Origin of the sequence: Granulicella tundricola MP5ACTX9, assembly GCF_000178975.2 — a bacterium.
In the GTDB taxonomy this organism is placed as follows: domain Bacteria; phylum Acidobacteriota; class Terriglobia; order Terriglobales; family Acidobacteriaceae; genus Edaphobacter; species Edaphobacter tundricola.
Genome location: NC_015064.1, coordinates 1,098,409 through 1,113,892, shown reverse-complemented (window position 1 = coordinate 1,113,892; position 15,484 = coordinate 1,098,409). Strand labels below are relative to the sequence as shown.

Annotated in this window: 10 protein-coding genes; 1 reads left to right on the top strand and 9 read right to left on the bottom strand. The window is 59.7% G+C overall.

Translation table 11 applies throughout. From position 1 onward, the window contains the following. Positions 1-6: 6 nt before the first annotated feature. From rpoC to ACIX9_RS04650, 7 genes are all read right to left on the bottom strand, one after another. Entirely contained in the window at positions 7-4,197 is a 4,191-nt protein-coding gene (gene rpoC / locus ACIX9_RS04680) for a DNA-directed RNA polymerase subunit beta' (RefSeq protein WP_013579321.1), read from the bottom strand. A gap of 222 nt (positions 4,198-4,419) precedes the next feature. Next, positions 4,420-8,901 carry a DNA-directed RNA polymerase subunit beta gene (gene rpoB, locus ACIX9_RS04675; protein ID WP_013579320.1) on the bottom strand — a complete coding sequence of 1,494 codons (4,482 nt, stop codon included), beginning with the start codon at positions 8,899-8,901 and terminating at the stop codon, positions 4,420-4,422. 690 nt (positions 8,902-9,591) lie between these two features. Beyond that, positions 9,592-9,963 (bottom strand): 50S ribosomal protein L7/L12, encoded by a 372-nt coding sequence (gene rplL / locus ACIX9_RS04670; RefSeq protein WP_013579319.1) that lies wholly within the window; start codon positions 9,961-9,963, stop codon positions 9,592-9,594. Positions 9,964-10,112: 149 nt separating this feature from the next. Beyond that, positions 10,113-10,850, bottom strand: coding sequence for a 50S ribosomal protein L10 (rplJ, locus tag ACIX9_RS04665; RefSeq protein WP_013579318.1), 738 nt, complete (start codon positions 10,848-10,850; stop codon positions 10,113-10,115). 87 nt (positions 10,851-10,937) lie between these two features. Continuing rightward, positions 10,938-11,648, bottom strand: coding sequence for a 50S ribosomal protein L1 (rplA, locus tag ACIX9_RS04660; protein WP_013579317.1), 711 nt, complete (start codon positions 11,646-11,648; stop codon positions 10,938-10,940). 121 nt (positions 11,649-11,769) lie between these two features. Continuing rightward, complete coding sequence (locus tag ACIX9_RS04655) at positions 11,770-12,378, bottom strand: Uma2 family endonuclease (RefSeq protein ID WP_157477305.1); 609 nt, start codon at positions 12,376-12,378, stop codon at positions 11,770-11,772. Positions 12,379-12,392: 14 nt separating this feature from the next. Further along, entirely contained in the window at positions 12,393-12,989 is a 597-nt protein-coding gene (locus ACIX9_RS04650; protein ID WP_013579315.1) for a Uma2 family endonuclease, read from the bottom strand. Between the two features lie 72 nt (positions 12,990-13,061). Between ACIX9_RS04650 and ACIX9_RS04645 the strand changes: the two genes are divergently transcribed. Beyond that, complete coding sequence (locus ACIX9_RS04645; protein ID WP_013579314.1) at positions 13,062-14,141, top strand: SPL family radical SAM protein; 1,080 nt, start codon at positions 13,062-13,064, stop codon at positions 14,139-14,141. A gap of 63 nt (positions 14,142-14,204) precedes the next feature. Here the strand turns inward: ACIX9_RS04645 and rplK are convergent, their stop codons facing one another. Then, positions 14,205-14,639, bottom strand: coding sequence for a 50S ribosomal protein L11 (gene rplK / locus ACIX9_RS04640; protein WP_013579313.1), 435 nt, complete (start codon positions 14,637-14,639; stop codon positions 14,205-14,207). Positions 14,640-14,796: 157 nt separating this feature from the next. Then, positions 14,797-15,477: a transcription termination/antitermination protein NusG gene (gene nusG / locus ACIX9_RS04635; RefSeq protein WP_013579312.1), complete on the bottom strand. Its 681-nt coding sequence runs from the start codon at positions 15,475-15,477 to the stop codon at positions 14,797-14,799. Positions 15,478-15,484 lie beyond the last annotated feature (7 nt).

Here is a 15,484-nt window from a genome sequence, read left to right as displayed (position 1 = left end):
GGTCGCTTATTCTGCGGCCATTTCTTCTTGTTCGCCTTCCATGCGCATCTGTTCGAGTTCGCGCTCTTCGGCTTCGATGGCTGCTGTGACTTCCTGCTGGACCTGGGCTGCCGCTTCTTCGAGCTCTGGGGAGAGCTGGACGTTGCGGTAGTACTCCATGCCGGTTCCGGCGGGGATCAGACGGCCTACGATGACGTTTTCCTTGAGGCCGCGCAGGGTGTCGATGCTTCCGTTGATGGAAGCCTCGGTCAGTACGCGGGTGGTCTCCTGGAAGCTGGCGGCCGAGATGAAGCTGTCGGTCGAGAGCGACGCCTTGGTGATGCCGAGGAGGAGCGAGCGGCCGATGGCAGGACGTCCGCCGGTCATGAGGACGCGCTGGTTCTCTTCGTTGAAGCGGAAGCGGTCGGTCTGCTGATCGACGAGGAAGTTGGTATCGCCAACCTCTTCGATCTTGACCCAACGCAGCATCTGCCGAACGATGGTCTCGATGTGCTTGTCCGAGATGGTCACACCCTGCAGGCGGTAGACCTCCTGGATTTCGTTGACGAGATACATCTGAACGGCGCGCTCGCCGAGGACTTCCAGGACGTCGTGCGGGCTGCGGGGACCGTCGATCAGAGGATCGCCGGCGCGCAGACGCTCGCCTTCCTGGACGTTGACGTAGACGCCGCGGGGCACGGAGTACTCTTCTTCCTGCCCGTTGTCCGCCGTAACGTAGACCTTACGCTGACCCTTGGAGACGTCGCCGAAGCGGACGACACCATCGATCTTGGAGATGATCGCCGGGTCACGGGGCTTGCGGGCCTCGAAGAGCTCAACGACACGCGGCAGACCGCCGGTGATGTCCTTGGTACGGGTGGTCTCACGTGGGATCTTGGCGAGGATGTCACCGGGGTGAACCTCGTCTCCATCCTGGATCATGAGGTGAGCGCGAGACGGCATGAGGTAACGCTTGTTGCCCTGTGCCGACTTGATGATGATGGTGGGCTGACGCTTCTCATCGGGCGAGTCCGCGACGACGAGACGCGAGAGGCCAGTGACCTCGTCGACCTCTTCGTTGAGGGTGACGCCTTCCTGCAGGTCCTTGAACTGGACGGTGCCGGCGATCTCGGTGAGGAGGGAGAAGGTGTAAGGATCCCACTCGCCGAGGTAGTCGCCCTGCTTGACCTGAACGCCGTCTTCCACGCGGAGCTTTGCGCCGTAGACGATGGCGTAACGCTCCTTCTCACGGCCCTTTTCGTCGATGATGGCGATGGAGCCGTTACGGTTGAAGGCGACCAGGTGACCTTCCTTGGAACGGACGGTGACGAGGTTGATGAAGCGAACCGAACCGGCGTTCTTGGCTTCAAGGTGCGAAGCGTCCGAGACGCGCGATGCCGTTCCGCCGATGTGGAAGGTACGCATGGTGAGCTGGGTGCCAGGCTCGCCGATGGACTGGGCCGCGATGACGCCAACGGCTTCGCCCATCTCCACCATCTTGCCGGAGCCGAGGTTACGGCCATAGCAGAGGATGCAGCAACCACGCTTGGACTCGCAGGTGAGCACGGAGCGGATCTTGACCTTCTCGATACCGGCTGCCTGAACCGCGGAGGCCTTGTCTTCGTCGATCTCTTCGTTGATGTCAACGATGACCTTGCCTTCGAAGTCCTTGAGCTTCTCAAGCGAGACGCGGCCGATGATGCGGTCGCGCAGGGGCTCGATGGTCTCACCGGCTTCGATGATGGGGGTGACGTAGATGCCTTCGACGGTGCCGCAGTCGTTGTGCGAGATGATGACGTCCTGAGCTACGTCGACGAGCCGGCGGGTCAGATAGCCGGAGTCGGCTGTCTTGAGCGCGGTGTCGGCGAGACCCTTACGGGCGCCGTGGGTGGAGATGAAGTACTGGAGAACCGTCAGACCCTCACGGAAGTTTGCCGTGATGGGGGTTTCAATGATTTCACCGGAGGGCTTGGCCATGAGACCGCGCATACCGGAGAGCTGACGAATCTGCTGCTTGGAACCGCGGGCTCCGGAGTCGGCCATGATGTAGATGGGATTCATGGCGCCGTCCTTATCGGCCTGCTTCATGTTGTTGAACATCTCGTCTGCGACGCGCTCGGTAACCGTGGACCAGAGCTGGATGACCTTGTTGTTGCGCTCACCGTTGGTGATGGCACCGTCAAGGTACTGCTGCTGGACGTTGATGACCTGCTTCTCGGCTTCGGCGACGACGGTGTACTTGGAGTCGGGAATGACCATGTCATCGAGTCCGACGGAGAGGCCGGAACGGGTGGCATAGGTGAAGCCGAGATCCTTGACGCGATCGAGCGTTTTGACGGTGACTTCAAGGCCGAGGTTCAGGTAGCAGTAGTTGATGAGCTGCCCGATTCCCTTCTTCTTGAGGAGACCGTTGACGAAGGGCATGTCCTCCGGGAGCGCATCGTTGAGGATGGCGCGACCGACGGTGGTGGAGATGAACTGGTTCTTGTACTCCACCGGCTCCGTGTGGGTGAGGTCCTGGTCATCGTAGGCGGTGGTCATGTCGAGCACCATGCCGGTGTAGCGCAGACGGATAGGCGTCAGCGTTTCTACCTGCTTGGCTTCGAGGGCCATAAAGACCTCTTCGATGTTGGCGAAGACGCGTCCTTCACCCTTGGCGTTGACCTTGGCTTTTGTGAGGTAGTAAAGGCCGAGGACGAGATCCTGCGTGGGCACCGTGATGGGCTGTCCGGAAGCAGGAGACAGGATGTTGTGCGAGGCCAGCATCAGGACGGAGGCTTCAATCTGTGCCTCAGGGCTGAGCGGGATATGCACGGCCATCTGGTCGCCGTCAAAGTCCGCGTTGAAGGCGGTGCAGACGAGCGGATGGATCTTGATCGCCTTACCTTCTACGAGCACGGGCTCGAAGGCCTGGATGCCGAGACGGTGAAGCGTCGGGGCGCGGTTCAGCAGGACCGGGTGATCCTTGATGACCTCTTCCAGGATGTCCCAGACGATGGGCTCCTGCATCTCTACCATCTCCTTGGCCTGCTTGATGGTGGTGCAGTGGCCGGTCTGCTCGAGACGGTGATAGATGAAGGGCTTGAAGAGCTCGAGCGCCATCTTCTTGGGGAGGCCGCACTGATGCAGCTTGAGCTCGGGACCGACGACGATGACCGAACGGCCAGAGTAGTCGACGCGCTTACCGAGGAGGTTCTGACGGAAGCGGCCCTGCTTGCCCTTGAGGGTGTCCGAGAGCGACTTGAGGGGACGATTGTTGGCGCCACGAAGAACGCGGCCACGGCGACCGTTATCGAACAGTGCGTCGACGGCCTCCTGGAGCATGCGCTTTTCGTTGCGGACGATGACCTCAGGCGCGTGGAGATCCATGAGCTTCTTCAACCGGTTGTTGCGGTTGATGACGCGGCGATAGAGGTCGTTCAAGTCGGACGTGGCGAAGCGGCCGCCGTCAAGCGGAACGAGCGGACGGAGTTCCGGCGGGATCACGGGGATCACGTCGAGAATCATCCACTGGGGGAGGTTGTCGGACTTGCGGAAGGCCTCGACGATCTTGAGGCGCTTGGAGTACTTGAGCTTCTTCTGGAGCGAGGTCTCGGTCTTCATGCGCTCGCGGAGTTCAATCGAAAGCTCGATGATCTCTACGCGCTTGAGAAGTTCCTTGATGGCCTCAGCACCCATCATGGCCTTGAAGCCGGAGACGCGGTACTGGGTGTCGAGCTCGCGGTAGCGGGCCTCGTCCTTGATGACCTCGCGCTCCTTGACGGGCGCGTCGCCTGGATCGACGACTACGTAGGACTCGAAGTAGAGGACGGCTTCGAGCTCACGGAGCGAAATGTCGAGAAGATGTCCGATGCGCGACGGCAGGCCCTTGAAGAACCAGACGTGCGAGCAAGGGGAGGCGAGCTCGATGTGGCCGAGGCGCTCACGACGGACCTTGGACAGTGTGACTTCAACGCCGCACTTGTCGCAGATGACGCCGCGGTGCTTCATGCGCTTGTACTTGCCGCAGAGGCATTCCCAGTCTGTGATGGGTCCGAAGATGCGGGCGCAGAAGAGGCCGTCGCGTTCGGGCTTGAAGGTGCGGTAGTTGATGGTTTCGGGCTTGGTGACCTCACCGTGGGACCAGGAGCGGATCTTCTCCGGGCTGGCGAGCTGGATCTTGATGGCGTCGAAGTCGGCGATGGGGCCGGTCAGTTCAAAGGGGCTGGAGCGAAACATATTTTGCGTCTCCGTGTACAGCTCTTAGCTTTTAGCTGTTAGCTATAAGCCGGCTGCGGGTTTGTACGGTTCATTGCTGGGCGTTGGAAGAGTTACTTTAATTCTCATCGCCTTCTTCTATTCTGTGCCGGTGGCCTATTGGCCGGGCTCCCGTGAACATTGAGCAATATGCCTTGCTCAGAGGAGCCGCGGCCAGGGCCGGCGGGTGATGCGGCAACGCGCTTAGTCAGCGGCTGCGATCTGCGGCAGAGCGATCGTCTTCTTGTGATCGGCCTGCTTGATGAGTTCGACGTCGAGGCAGAGGGACTGGAGCTCACGGATGAGAACGTTGAACGACTCCGGCACGCCGGGTTCGATCGCGGCTTCACCCTTGACGATGGCCTCGTAGATCTTGGTACGGCCGAAGACGTCGTCGGACTTGGCGGTGAGGAGCTCCTGCAGGATGTAAGCTGCGCCGTATGCTTCAAGGGCCCAGACCTCCATCTCACCGAAGCGCTGTCCGCCGAACTGAGCCTTACCACCAAGCGGCTGCTGGGTGATGAGGGAGTATGGTCCGATGGAGCGAGCGTGGATCTTGTCGTCGACAAGGTGCGACAGCTTGAGCATGTAGATGTAGCCGACGGTGGCGGGCTGCTCGAACGGATCGCCGAGCATGCCATCGTAGAGCTGCGTCTTGCCCGAGCTGGGCAGGCCGGCGGACTTCAAGAGGGCCTTGATCTCCGTCTCGCGTGCGCCGTCAAAGACAGCCGTGCCGAACCAGATACCGCGCTTCATGCCGGCGGCGACGCGCATGGTCTGCTCATCGTCAAGGTCAAGAAGCTGGTTGAGAGCGGCGGTGCCTTCAAAGCGCGCCTTGAAGAGCTCGCGAACTTCGTTGGCCGACTCCATCTTCGAAGCAAGCTCCGCGATCTGTGCGCCCAATGTGTGAGCGGCCCAGCCGAGGTGCGTTTCGAGGATCTGTCCGACGTTCATACGGGACGGTACGCCGAGGGGGTTGAGGACGATCTCGACCGGCGTTCCATCGGGGAGGTACGGCATATCCTCTTCCGGCAGAATGCGGGCGACGACACCCTTGTTTCCGTGACGGCCGGCCATCTTGTCACCGACCGAAAGGCGGCGCTTCATGGCGATATAGATCTTGACCATCTTGATGACGCCAGGCGAAAGCTCGTCACCCTTCTGCATCTTGCTGATCTTTTCGTTGGTGATCTTGCGCAACACGTCGATCTGACGTGAGGTCATCTCCTCGATCTCATCGATCTGCTCGTTGACGCGGGGGTCCTTGTCGGCGTAGCGGATGCGCTTGAGGTTACGGGTGCTGATGAGCTCGATCATGTCGCGATCCAACAGCTCGCCCTTGTTCAAGAGCTTCTTGTTGGTGCGCTCGTCGTGCAGGTCGGCCAGGACTTCCTTCTTGCCGAGGATGGCTTCGAGGCGCTTGAGACGCTCATCCGTGAGAATGCGGATTTCGTCTGCAAGGTTGCGCTCCAGCTTCTCGATCATCTCCTGCTCGATCTGCTTGGCGCGCTCGTCCTTCTCCTGTCCCTTGCGGGAGAAGATGCGGACGTCTACCACTGTCCCCTCAATACCTGGGGGGCAGGTAAGGCTCGCGTCACGAACATCGCCGGCCTTCTCACCGAAGATGGCGCGAAGGAGCTTTTCCTCAGGTGTCAGTTGCGTTTCACCCTTAGGTGTCACTTTGCCGACGAGGATGTCGTTGTGACCGATCTTGGCGCCGATGCGGATGATTCCCGACTCGTCCAGATCACGCAGTGCGTGCTCGGAGACGTTGGGGATATCGCGCGTGATCTCTTCCGGTCCAAGCTTGGTGTCGCGGGCTTCGATCTCGAATTCCTCGATGTGAATCGAGGTGTAGTAGTCCTCGCGGACCAGCTTCTCCGAGATGAGGATGGCGTCCTCAAAGTTGTAACCGCGCCACGGCATGAACGCTACCAGAACGTTACGGCCGAGGCCGAGCTCGCCCTGCTCCGTGCAAGGTCCGTCCGCGATCACCTGGCCCTTGAGAACACGGTCGCCCTGACGGACGATCGGCTTCTGGTTGATGCAGGTGTTCTGGTTGGAACGCTTGAACTTGGTGAGCTGATAGATGTCCGAGCCGACCTCACGCGAGAGCTGCGTGGGGTGATGCTCGCCTTCTACACGGACGATGATGCGCTCTGAGTCGACGGAGTCAATGATGCCGTTGCGCTTGGCCAGGATGACGGCGCCGGAGTCGCGGGCGGTGACGCCCTCCATTCCGGTTCCGACGAACGGAGCCTCAGCCACGAGCAAGGGCACGGACTGCCGCTGCATGTTGGCACCCATGAGCGCGCGGTTGGCGTCGTCATGCTCCAGGAACGGAACGAGCGAAGCGGCGACCGACACGAGCTGCTTGGGGCTGACGTCAACGTAGTCCACTTCAGCCTTGTTGACGAGGACGAAGTTACCCTGACGGCGAGCATCGACGATGTCCTGAACGATGTTCAGTTGCTCATCGAGCTGGATGTTGGCCTGCGCGATGGTGTGACGATCCTCTTCCCATGCGGATAGATAAAAGGAGAAGGGCTCGAGATCCATGGTGCGCTTGCCGGCTGCGCGGAGCTCTTCGTTCTTCGCCTTGGACTCCTCGATTTCGAGGTAGTCGCCCTGGCGGAGGCCGGACTCACCGGCGTTGGTGACGGCTACGAAGTCAAGCGCACGGCCGTCTTTGACGCGACGGTAGGGGCTCTCGATGAAGCCGTACTCATTGATGCGCGCGAAGCACGAGAGCGAGCTGATGAGACCGATGTTCGGTCCTTCAGGGGTCTCAATCGGGCAGATGCGGCCGTAGTGGGTGGGGTGTACGTCGCGAACTTCAAAGCCGGCGCGCTCACGGGACAGACCACCAGGTCCGAGGGCGGAGAGGCGACGCTTGTGCGTGATCTCCGACAGCGGGTTGGTCTGGTCCATGAACTGCGAGAGCTGGGACGAACCGAAGAACTCGCGGATGGCGGCCATGACAGGCTTGGCGTTGATGAGGTCGTGCGGCATAGCCGTCGACATCTCCTGATAGACCGACATCTTCTCCTTGATGGCGCGCTCCATGCGGACGAGACCGATGCGGAACTGATTCTCCATCAGTTCGCCGACGGCGCGGACGCGGCGGTTGCCAAGGTGATCGATGTCATCCACTACGCCGATGTTCTTGCGCAGCTTGAGGAGATAACGGATGGTGCCGTAGAAGTCCTCGGGGGTGAGGGTGCGCTTGTCCAGACCGGCGGGCGACTGATCCTCATAGAGCTTGATGTTGAACTTCAGGCGGCCTACGCGGGAGAAGTCGTACTTGCGCGGATCGAAGAACATGCCCTCGAAGAGCGCGGTGGCGGTGTCGAGTGTCGGTGGGTCGCCCGGACGCAGCTTGCGGTAGATCTCAATGAGAGCTTCCTCAGGCTTGCGGACGGAGTCGCGGCGCAGGGTGTTGGTGATGATGTTGCCTACGTCGTCGCGCTCCGGGAAGAAGAGCTCGAAGGAGGAGACGCCGGACTGGAGGATCTTGTGCAGCTTGTCGGCGGTGAGCTCCTGGTTGGCTTCGTAGAGCAGCTCGCCGGTGGAGAGATCGACGACGTCGGAGGCGGTCATCGCGCCATCGAACTCGCTGGTCTCGACTTCGACGGTCTCGATCTTGGCAGCACGCAGTGCCTTGAGGACCGATGCGCTGATCTTGCGGCCAGCTACGCCGATCTCTTCCGCACCATTCTTGATGGCGGCGGTGGGACGTGTGCCGAGCAGGTTGGTGACGCCCTCTGCGGAGACCTTCCAGGTCAGCTTGCCTTCAGCCACGTTGATGGTGTCGACGGTATAGAAGGTCTTGAGGATCTCCTCATCCGTACGCAGGCCGAGCGCACGCAGGAAGATGGTGCCGAGGAACTTGCGCTTGCGATCGATGCGGACGTAGAGGGTGTTCTTCTGGTCGTACTCGAACTCAACCCACGAACCGCGGTACGGGATGATCTTGCCAAGGAAGTAGGTACGGTTGTTCGCCGTCTCAAAGAAGACGCCGGGCGAGCGGTGAAGCTGAGAGACGATGACGCGCTCGGTGCCGTTGACGATGAAGGTGCCGTTCTGCGACATCAAGGGGATGTCGCCGAAGAAGACTTCCTGCTCCTTCATGTCGCGGAGGCTCTTGACGCCGGTCTCAGGGTCCTTGTCGTAGATCTTGAGGCGGATGGTGACCTTCAGCGGTGCGCTGTAGGTCATGCCGCGCTCTTCGCATTCAGCCTGGTCGTACTTGAGCTGGAGGCCTACGGGGTCTCCGCACTTGGTGCAGAAGTCCGGGGTGTTCTTGTTATAGGTTCCGCAGAAGTTACAGAGCACGTCGCCCGGGTGGAAGGGGTCCGTGATGACCATGTGGCCGCAGGTGGTGCAGGCGGTGCGGAGGTGGTTGAGACCCTTGAGATAACCGCACTTGCACTCCCAGTTGCCGATGGAGTAATCGACGAACTCAAGCTCGGAGACGTTGCGGAAGTCCGTGATGGGGAAGACGGAGGTGAAGACGGACTGGAGGCCGTTGTCTTCGCGCTCCTGGGGGAGCTTATCCATCTGGAGGAAGCGCTCATACGAACGGCGCTGAACCTCGATGAGGTTCGGGATCTGGATGGCGGTGGGGATCTTGGAAAAATCGAGACGGCTGCGGATCGCGCGCATTTCGGTGGACTGATCGGACATGCTCTCTCCTGTGTTTCTGACTGCGAACGAGGTGAAGTGCCGGGGTTCGACGCTTCAAATTCTTCAGTGCGCTATTTCGGGGTTTGTCCCGGACGGCGGTTGTCCTCGCGTACAACCGTCCTCTGCGCATATTCTTTCCAGTCCGTGGATGAGACGGGCCTGGGTTTTCGTGACTTGATGTGTTCTTTGTATCTGCGCGAGGGACCCCGAAGCACTCTGAGATCACGCTGCGACCTGCCCGAATTGTTGCCTTGCCATGCTGCCCCCGCACGAAAGATGTACGGAGTTTTACTAAACTTGTGCTTTCAGAACTGCATCTGAACTGCTATAAAGACGGCGTAGCTTGATTTATGTGGGTTGAAACGACGAAATCGCCCACGGGGACATGGAATCCCGAGAGCGCAATAACCGACTTCCGCACTGAATCGAATTTGAAGTTAATGCCTGCCGCCGATTGAGGCTCGCCGTGCCCCAACATTTGCTGCCGCCTGCCTGTTTCACGCTATCCATCCGCCGCTTGACCGATAGCATGGCCGGCCCCTTAGCCTGATATTCGCGACGCGAAGAACAGGATGGCCCGGAGTAAATCCGTGGAAAGGTTTTGAGAGTCACAACTGCACGCATAGGCAGAAGCAATATCCCCAATGAAGAGGATACCGCGTTCTGCCTTTCCGTGCAACTTTCTGAAAACTACTTGATTTCGACGGTTGCGATGCCTTCGAACTTCTTGGCGATTGCCGCCGCGTCGTCCTTGGAGACACCTTCCTTCAGGGGCTTGGGAGCTCCGTCAACCAGATCCTTGGCTTCCTTCAAGCCGAGGCCGGTGACTTCGCGAACGGTCTTGATGGTCGAGATCTTGTTCGCGCCGGCATCCTTGAGGATGACGTTGAACTCGGTCTTCTCTTCCACCACTGCCGCTGCCGCGCCGCCGCCTGCTGCCGGGGCTGCTGCTGCTGCTGCTGCCGAGACGCCGAGGCGCTCTTCAAGCTTCTTGACCAGAGCCGATGCTTCAAGCAGGCTCAGGCTAACGATCGAATCTTCCAACTGCTGGATGTCCGCCATTGTGTTTCTCCTATAATTCGTTTTGAAAAGAACTTTTGTGGTGCTTTTTAGACTCCGAAGCCAACTTCCGCTTCGGCTGCCCACACCCATTTAGGGTTTCCGCTGCGCCCAGACTGGCGCACCCGAATGGATGGAGCGAAACTTGTGAATTAGCCTTCGACGGGGTCCGCGTTGGCCGCTTCGCCAGCCTGCGAGGCTGTACCGTTCTCGGGCTGAGCAGTCTCTGCGACTGCATCGACCTCTGACGCGGGGTTGGCTGCGATCGCCTCTTCCGGCGTGGGAGCCTCTTCCGCATGAGCGGCGGCAACCTCAGGCTCGGCAGCGGCGGCGGGAGCAGCAGCAACAGGTGCATCTGCACCGGCTGCGAACTTCTCCTTCTCGACGCCCTGGTTGATGACGACGGCGAGATCGCGTCCGGTCGCGTTGATGACCGTGGCGAGACGCTGCGCAGGCGACTGGATGAGGAAGAGAAGCTTCGAGAAGAGCTCTTCCTTGCCCGGCATGCTGGCAAGCTCGGTGATCTCCTGAACGTTGAGGACCTGACCGTCAACGATGCCCACCTTGAAGGTGAACTCCGAGTTGTCCTTGACCCAGGTGGAGAGCGCCTTGGCGAGAACGACGGGGTCGCCCGAGGTGTAAGCCACGGCCGAGACGCCCTTCAGGTTCTGGAGCGCAGCTTCGATCTTCGAACCCTGGCTGGCCTTGGCGGCGAGCTTGTTCTTGATCACGTGGTAGCTTCCGCCGGCTGCACGGATTGCCTTGCGCAGCTCGAAGTCCTTGGAGGCGGTGAGGCCCTTGAATGTGCCGACGATGGCGGAGGTAGAGGTCTCGAGTTCCTTCGTGAGGAACTTGACCTTCTCCGTCTTGGTTGCCCTGCTGATTGCCATAAAAACCTGACCTTAGCTGCCGGCCCCGATGGGCGGCTCGTATCAAAATAGTGCGCTGAATGCGCGGTACGTCGGGCCTAGCTGAAACTAGACCTTGCCTGCGAGATCGGAGACGCTGCTGTCGAGCTGTACGCCGGGGCCCATGCTGGAGCTGATGGTCATGCCCTTGATGTACTTGCCCTTGGCTGCCGAAGGCTTGGCCTTGAGAACGCTGGTGATGACGGTCATGGCGTTGTCGATCAGCTTCTGCGGCTCGAACGAGAGCTTGCCAACCGGAACGTGAACGAGTGCGGTCTTGTCCGTGCGGAACTCGACTTTACCGGCCTTGATCTCGCGGATGGCGGAGGCAACGTCGGTGGTGACGGTGCCGGTCTTGGGATTCGGCATCAGGCCCTTGGGTCCGAGCACCTTACCGAGACGGCCGACCGAACGCATCATGTCAGGGGTTGCGATGAGGGCATCGAACGCCGTCCAACCTTCCTTCTGGATGCGCTCTACGAGCTCTTCGCCGCCGAAGAACTCGGCGCCGGCAGCTTCCGCGGCCTTGATGTTATCGCCGGAAGCGATGACGGCAACGGTCTTGGACTTGCCCAGGCCGTGCGGCAGAACGACCGTGCCGCGGACCATCTGGTCGGCGTGGCGGGGATCGACTCCGAGGCGGAGGGTGATATCGACGGTCTCATCGAACTTCGCGTACTTCGCCTTCTGGAGAAGGGGAACCGCATCGACGAGTGTGTAAGGACGCGGCTCAACCATCGCGCGCGCCTTTGCAAGATTCTTGGAGATCTTCTGTGCCATATAGTCCTCTGTCTACCACCCTCATGTGCGTTGTCCTGCACCGGCGTGGTTCGACTGCCTTAACGGGAGTTAAGGCAACCTTGTAAGTATGCCGGAAAACTACCGGTTCCGCAAGTGTTCTTTAGCCCCAGATCCTTGCCATCACAAGTTCGAAGCCACTTACCAGCCCTGTTCCTTGCACAGAGCTTGGATCATGCAGAAGTTCGGGTTCCTCACCTGGACGGAAGATTGCAACGGTCCGGCTTTCCGTATCGATCAGCCAGACCAGCGAGACGCCAGATGGAAGCCACTGCTCGACGATCTTCTTTTTGACCTGAGGGAGTCGGTCGCTGGGCAAGGTAAGTTCAATGATGAAGTCCGGGCAGACTCCAAACCCATCCTGCTCTTCGCTGGTCATCGCATCCCACCGTTCATTGACGAGCCATGATGCGTCAGGTGATCTGACGGCTCCATTGGGCAGTCGAAATCCGGTACTTGAATCGAAGGTTACCCCACGTCCATCCTCTTCGGCCCAAAGACCAAGAATCATGCCAATCTTGTGATTCATGTCGCCCGTTCTGCTTCCCGTCGGCGTCATGATGAGGATGTCTCCGTTCTCTTCACGTTCCATCCTCAGCGGGCGATTCTCACGGCTGAACCGCATCAACTCAAGGTCGTTCATTGGCGTCCCAGGACGCAACCGAACGGGCAGCGGCAAGGAGGAAAGCGCAAAATTGATGTCGGTTTGCACGTTCGTTGAGTCGCTCATCCCCAGATCCTCGCCATGACCAGGTCAAAGCCGCGAACCGGGCCAGTTCCCTGCACCGAGGTGGGATTCTCGTGAAGCTCAGTCTCTTCAGCCATCCGATAGATCTCAACGACTCTTCGTGCGGGGTCGATCAGCCATGCGAGTTCGGCTCCGTTTGCAAGCCACATCTGCATTCGGTCCCGCACAGGCTCTAATCCATCGCTTTCGGAACGAACCTCAATCACAAACTCGGGACAGAACGGGGAATAGCCTTTCCGTTGATCTGCGGTGAGCGAGTTCAGACGCTCCCAGCTCACCCAGGCAGCGTCAGCAGCACGTATGGAGGAGTCTGAGAGGCGTACCCCTGTATTAGAGGCCAACATCCTGCCGCGTCCGTCCTGGCGTGCCCAGATTCCGAGCTCAAGCGCTACATCGGATTCAACAAATCCACCTTCGGTTCCGGTCGGTGACATCACGATGAGCTCTCCATTCGAATCGCGCTCTACCCGCAGGGGGTCATTGTCCGCACAGAAGCGCAACAACTCCTCGTCGGTCAGGGGAGACTCTGTCCGAAGGCGAATGGGTAGAGGAATATCTGTCAGCGACAGGTTCATGCGAGGAGTGTACTAAAAGCTTCTTGACCAGAGTGGAGATGAGGCCTATCCTCGATCCCAACAGGCGAATAAATGGCGAAAATAAACGACAATGGAAGTGAGCTCTTCCCGATTCTGCAACCGTCCACCTTGACCGGGTTGGCAAAGCTCGCCGCAGAGGCTGAGCATGTCGGCGATGGCCACCTCATCGAATTCCGCGCCATGGAGGTCCGTAGCGTTCTGAATAAGAGTGTCTCCAAGCGGCGGCTTTCACTGGCCTACAGCATCAACCCCTATCGCGGATGTGAGTTCGGGTGCCGGTACTGTTATGCGCGGTATACGCATGAGTTTCTGGCTGCGAAGAACAGGCCGGCCGATACTCCGGATTATCGCGACCCGGAGTTGTTTGAGCGGCTGATCTTCCTGAAGGAGAATGCGGCGTGGCTGCTCGAACAGGAGTTGCGAAAGATTGATCCGGCCGAGGAGATCGCGCTCGGGACCGCGACTGATCCTTACCAGCCGATCGAACGGACTGCCCGCATTACGCGTAGTCTGCTTGAGGTATTTGCACGCAAGAGCGGCTACCGCCTTGGGATTATTTCCAAGTCCCAGTTGATTCTGCGGGATATCGATCTGCTCAGCGAGATATCTAAACGCAACACTCTCGTCCTGCACACGACCATTACGACGCCCGACGCGAAGCTTGCGCGGGTGCTTGAGCCTCGCGCGCCCAGGCCGGATCTGCGCTTTGCCGCGGTGAAGGCGCTGCGGGAGGCGGGGCTGACCGTAGGGATTCTATGCTCCCCGCTACTCCCAGGAATTACGGACAACGAAAAGGCGCTTGATGCGATGGCTCGACGGGCCGCCGAGGCTGGGGCCAGCTTCTTCTCAGCGCAACCACTTTTCCTAAAGTCGTGCTCCCGTCCTACCTTCCTGAGCTTCGTTCAGGAGCACTTCCCTCACCTATCCGCCAACTATGCAAAGCGTTTTGCGGGACGTGACTTTGCCAGCGCCGAATATCGCGGCGAACTGTCTCATATGGTCAAGCAGGTCTGCGAACGGTATGGACTGGCGCCACGTTCGACCGATGCCCTGCTCACGCGGGACGTTGGGAACCCCAAGAAACCCGTACAGAACGTGGGTGCGGTGGTGCAGGAGAGGTTATTTGGATGAAAGGGGCCAGAAACACAAAAGCGGAGCCGCTTGGCTCCGCTTTCGGTTGAGGCTGGTAGAAGCTTATGCGGTGATTTCGATGCCCATGGAACGTGCGGTCCCGCGGATGCTGCGGGCTGCGGCCTCGACGGTGGTCGAGTTCAGGTCCGGCATCTTCTGGGTGGCGATCTCAATGATCTGCTTCTCGGTGACCTTGCCCTTCTTCTCCTTGTTAGGAGTTCCGGAGCCCTTCTCGATGCCGGCGGCCTTCTTGAGCAGGACAGCGGCGGGAGGGGTCTTGGTGATGAAGGTGAAGGTGCGGTCGCCGTAAACGGTGATGACGACGGGGATGGTCAGACCGGCCATGGAGGGCTCTTTGGTGCGGTCGTTGAACTGCTTGCAGAACTCCATGATGTTGACCTGTGCCTGACCGAGCGCGGGGCCGATCGGGGGAGCGGGGGTGGCCTTGCCGGCCATAACCTGGAGCTTGACGTAACCTGTGATCTTCTTCGGTGCCATGGTGAATCCTCTTTACGTTTCTTGCGGCGGGCTCGGAGCCTGCGGCTGAATTGGTGTTGCCTGTCTTCTCATCGTGCGAGAGACGCTCCGAGAAGCCCTTTCGGCGGTGCGTTTCTCAACTGCTTACTGCATTTCAGAAGCCGATAGATGGTGTGAACTACTCATCTTCCATCTTGTCGACTTTGGAAAACTCGATCTCGACCGGAGTCGAACGGCCAAAGATGCTGACCATAACCTTAAGCGTCTGCTTGTCCTCGTTGAGGTCGTCGACCACACCGGAGAAGTTGGCGAAGGGGCCTTCGTTGATGCGGACCTGCTCGCCCTTGGCGAACTTGATCTTCATCGACGGCTTATCCTTGGAAACGTCGGTGCGGAAGAGGATGGAGCTGACTTCCTGCTCGGACAGAGCGACGGGGCTGTCTCCGGTTCCGAGGAAGCCGGTGACGCGCGGGGTGTTCTTGATGACGTGCCAGAGGTCGTTGTCGAGTTCCATCTCGACGAGGACGTAGCCGGGCAGGAAGACACGCTCGATGGTGTACTTCTTGCCATTGCGAAGCTCGGTCACCGGCTCGGTGGGGATCATGATGCGGCCGATGCGGTTCTGCAGGTTGTAGGCATGGATGCGGCTCTCAAGCGACTCGCGCACCTTGCGCTCGAAGCCGGAGTACGCGTGAATGATGTACCACTTGAAGTTCTCGTTGACGGGCGGAGCAAGGTGCTCGCCTTCAGCTTCGACCGGGGGCTGTACGTCTGCCGCGCCGGGCGTCTCCGGGGTCTCGAGCGAGAGGTCTTCGCCCTCGTGGAGGAACTCTTCCGGATTCATCTCTTGTGCCGCCATTTGTCTT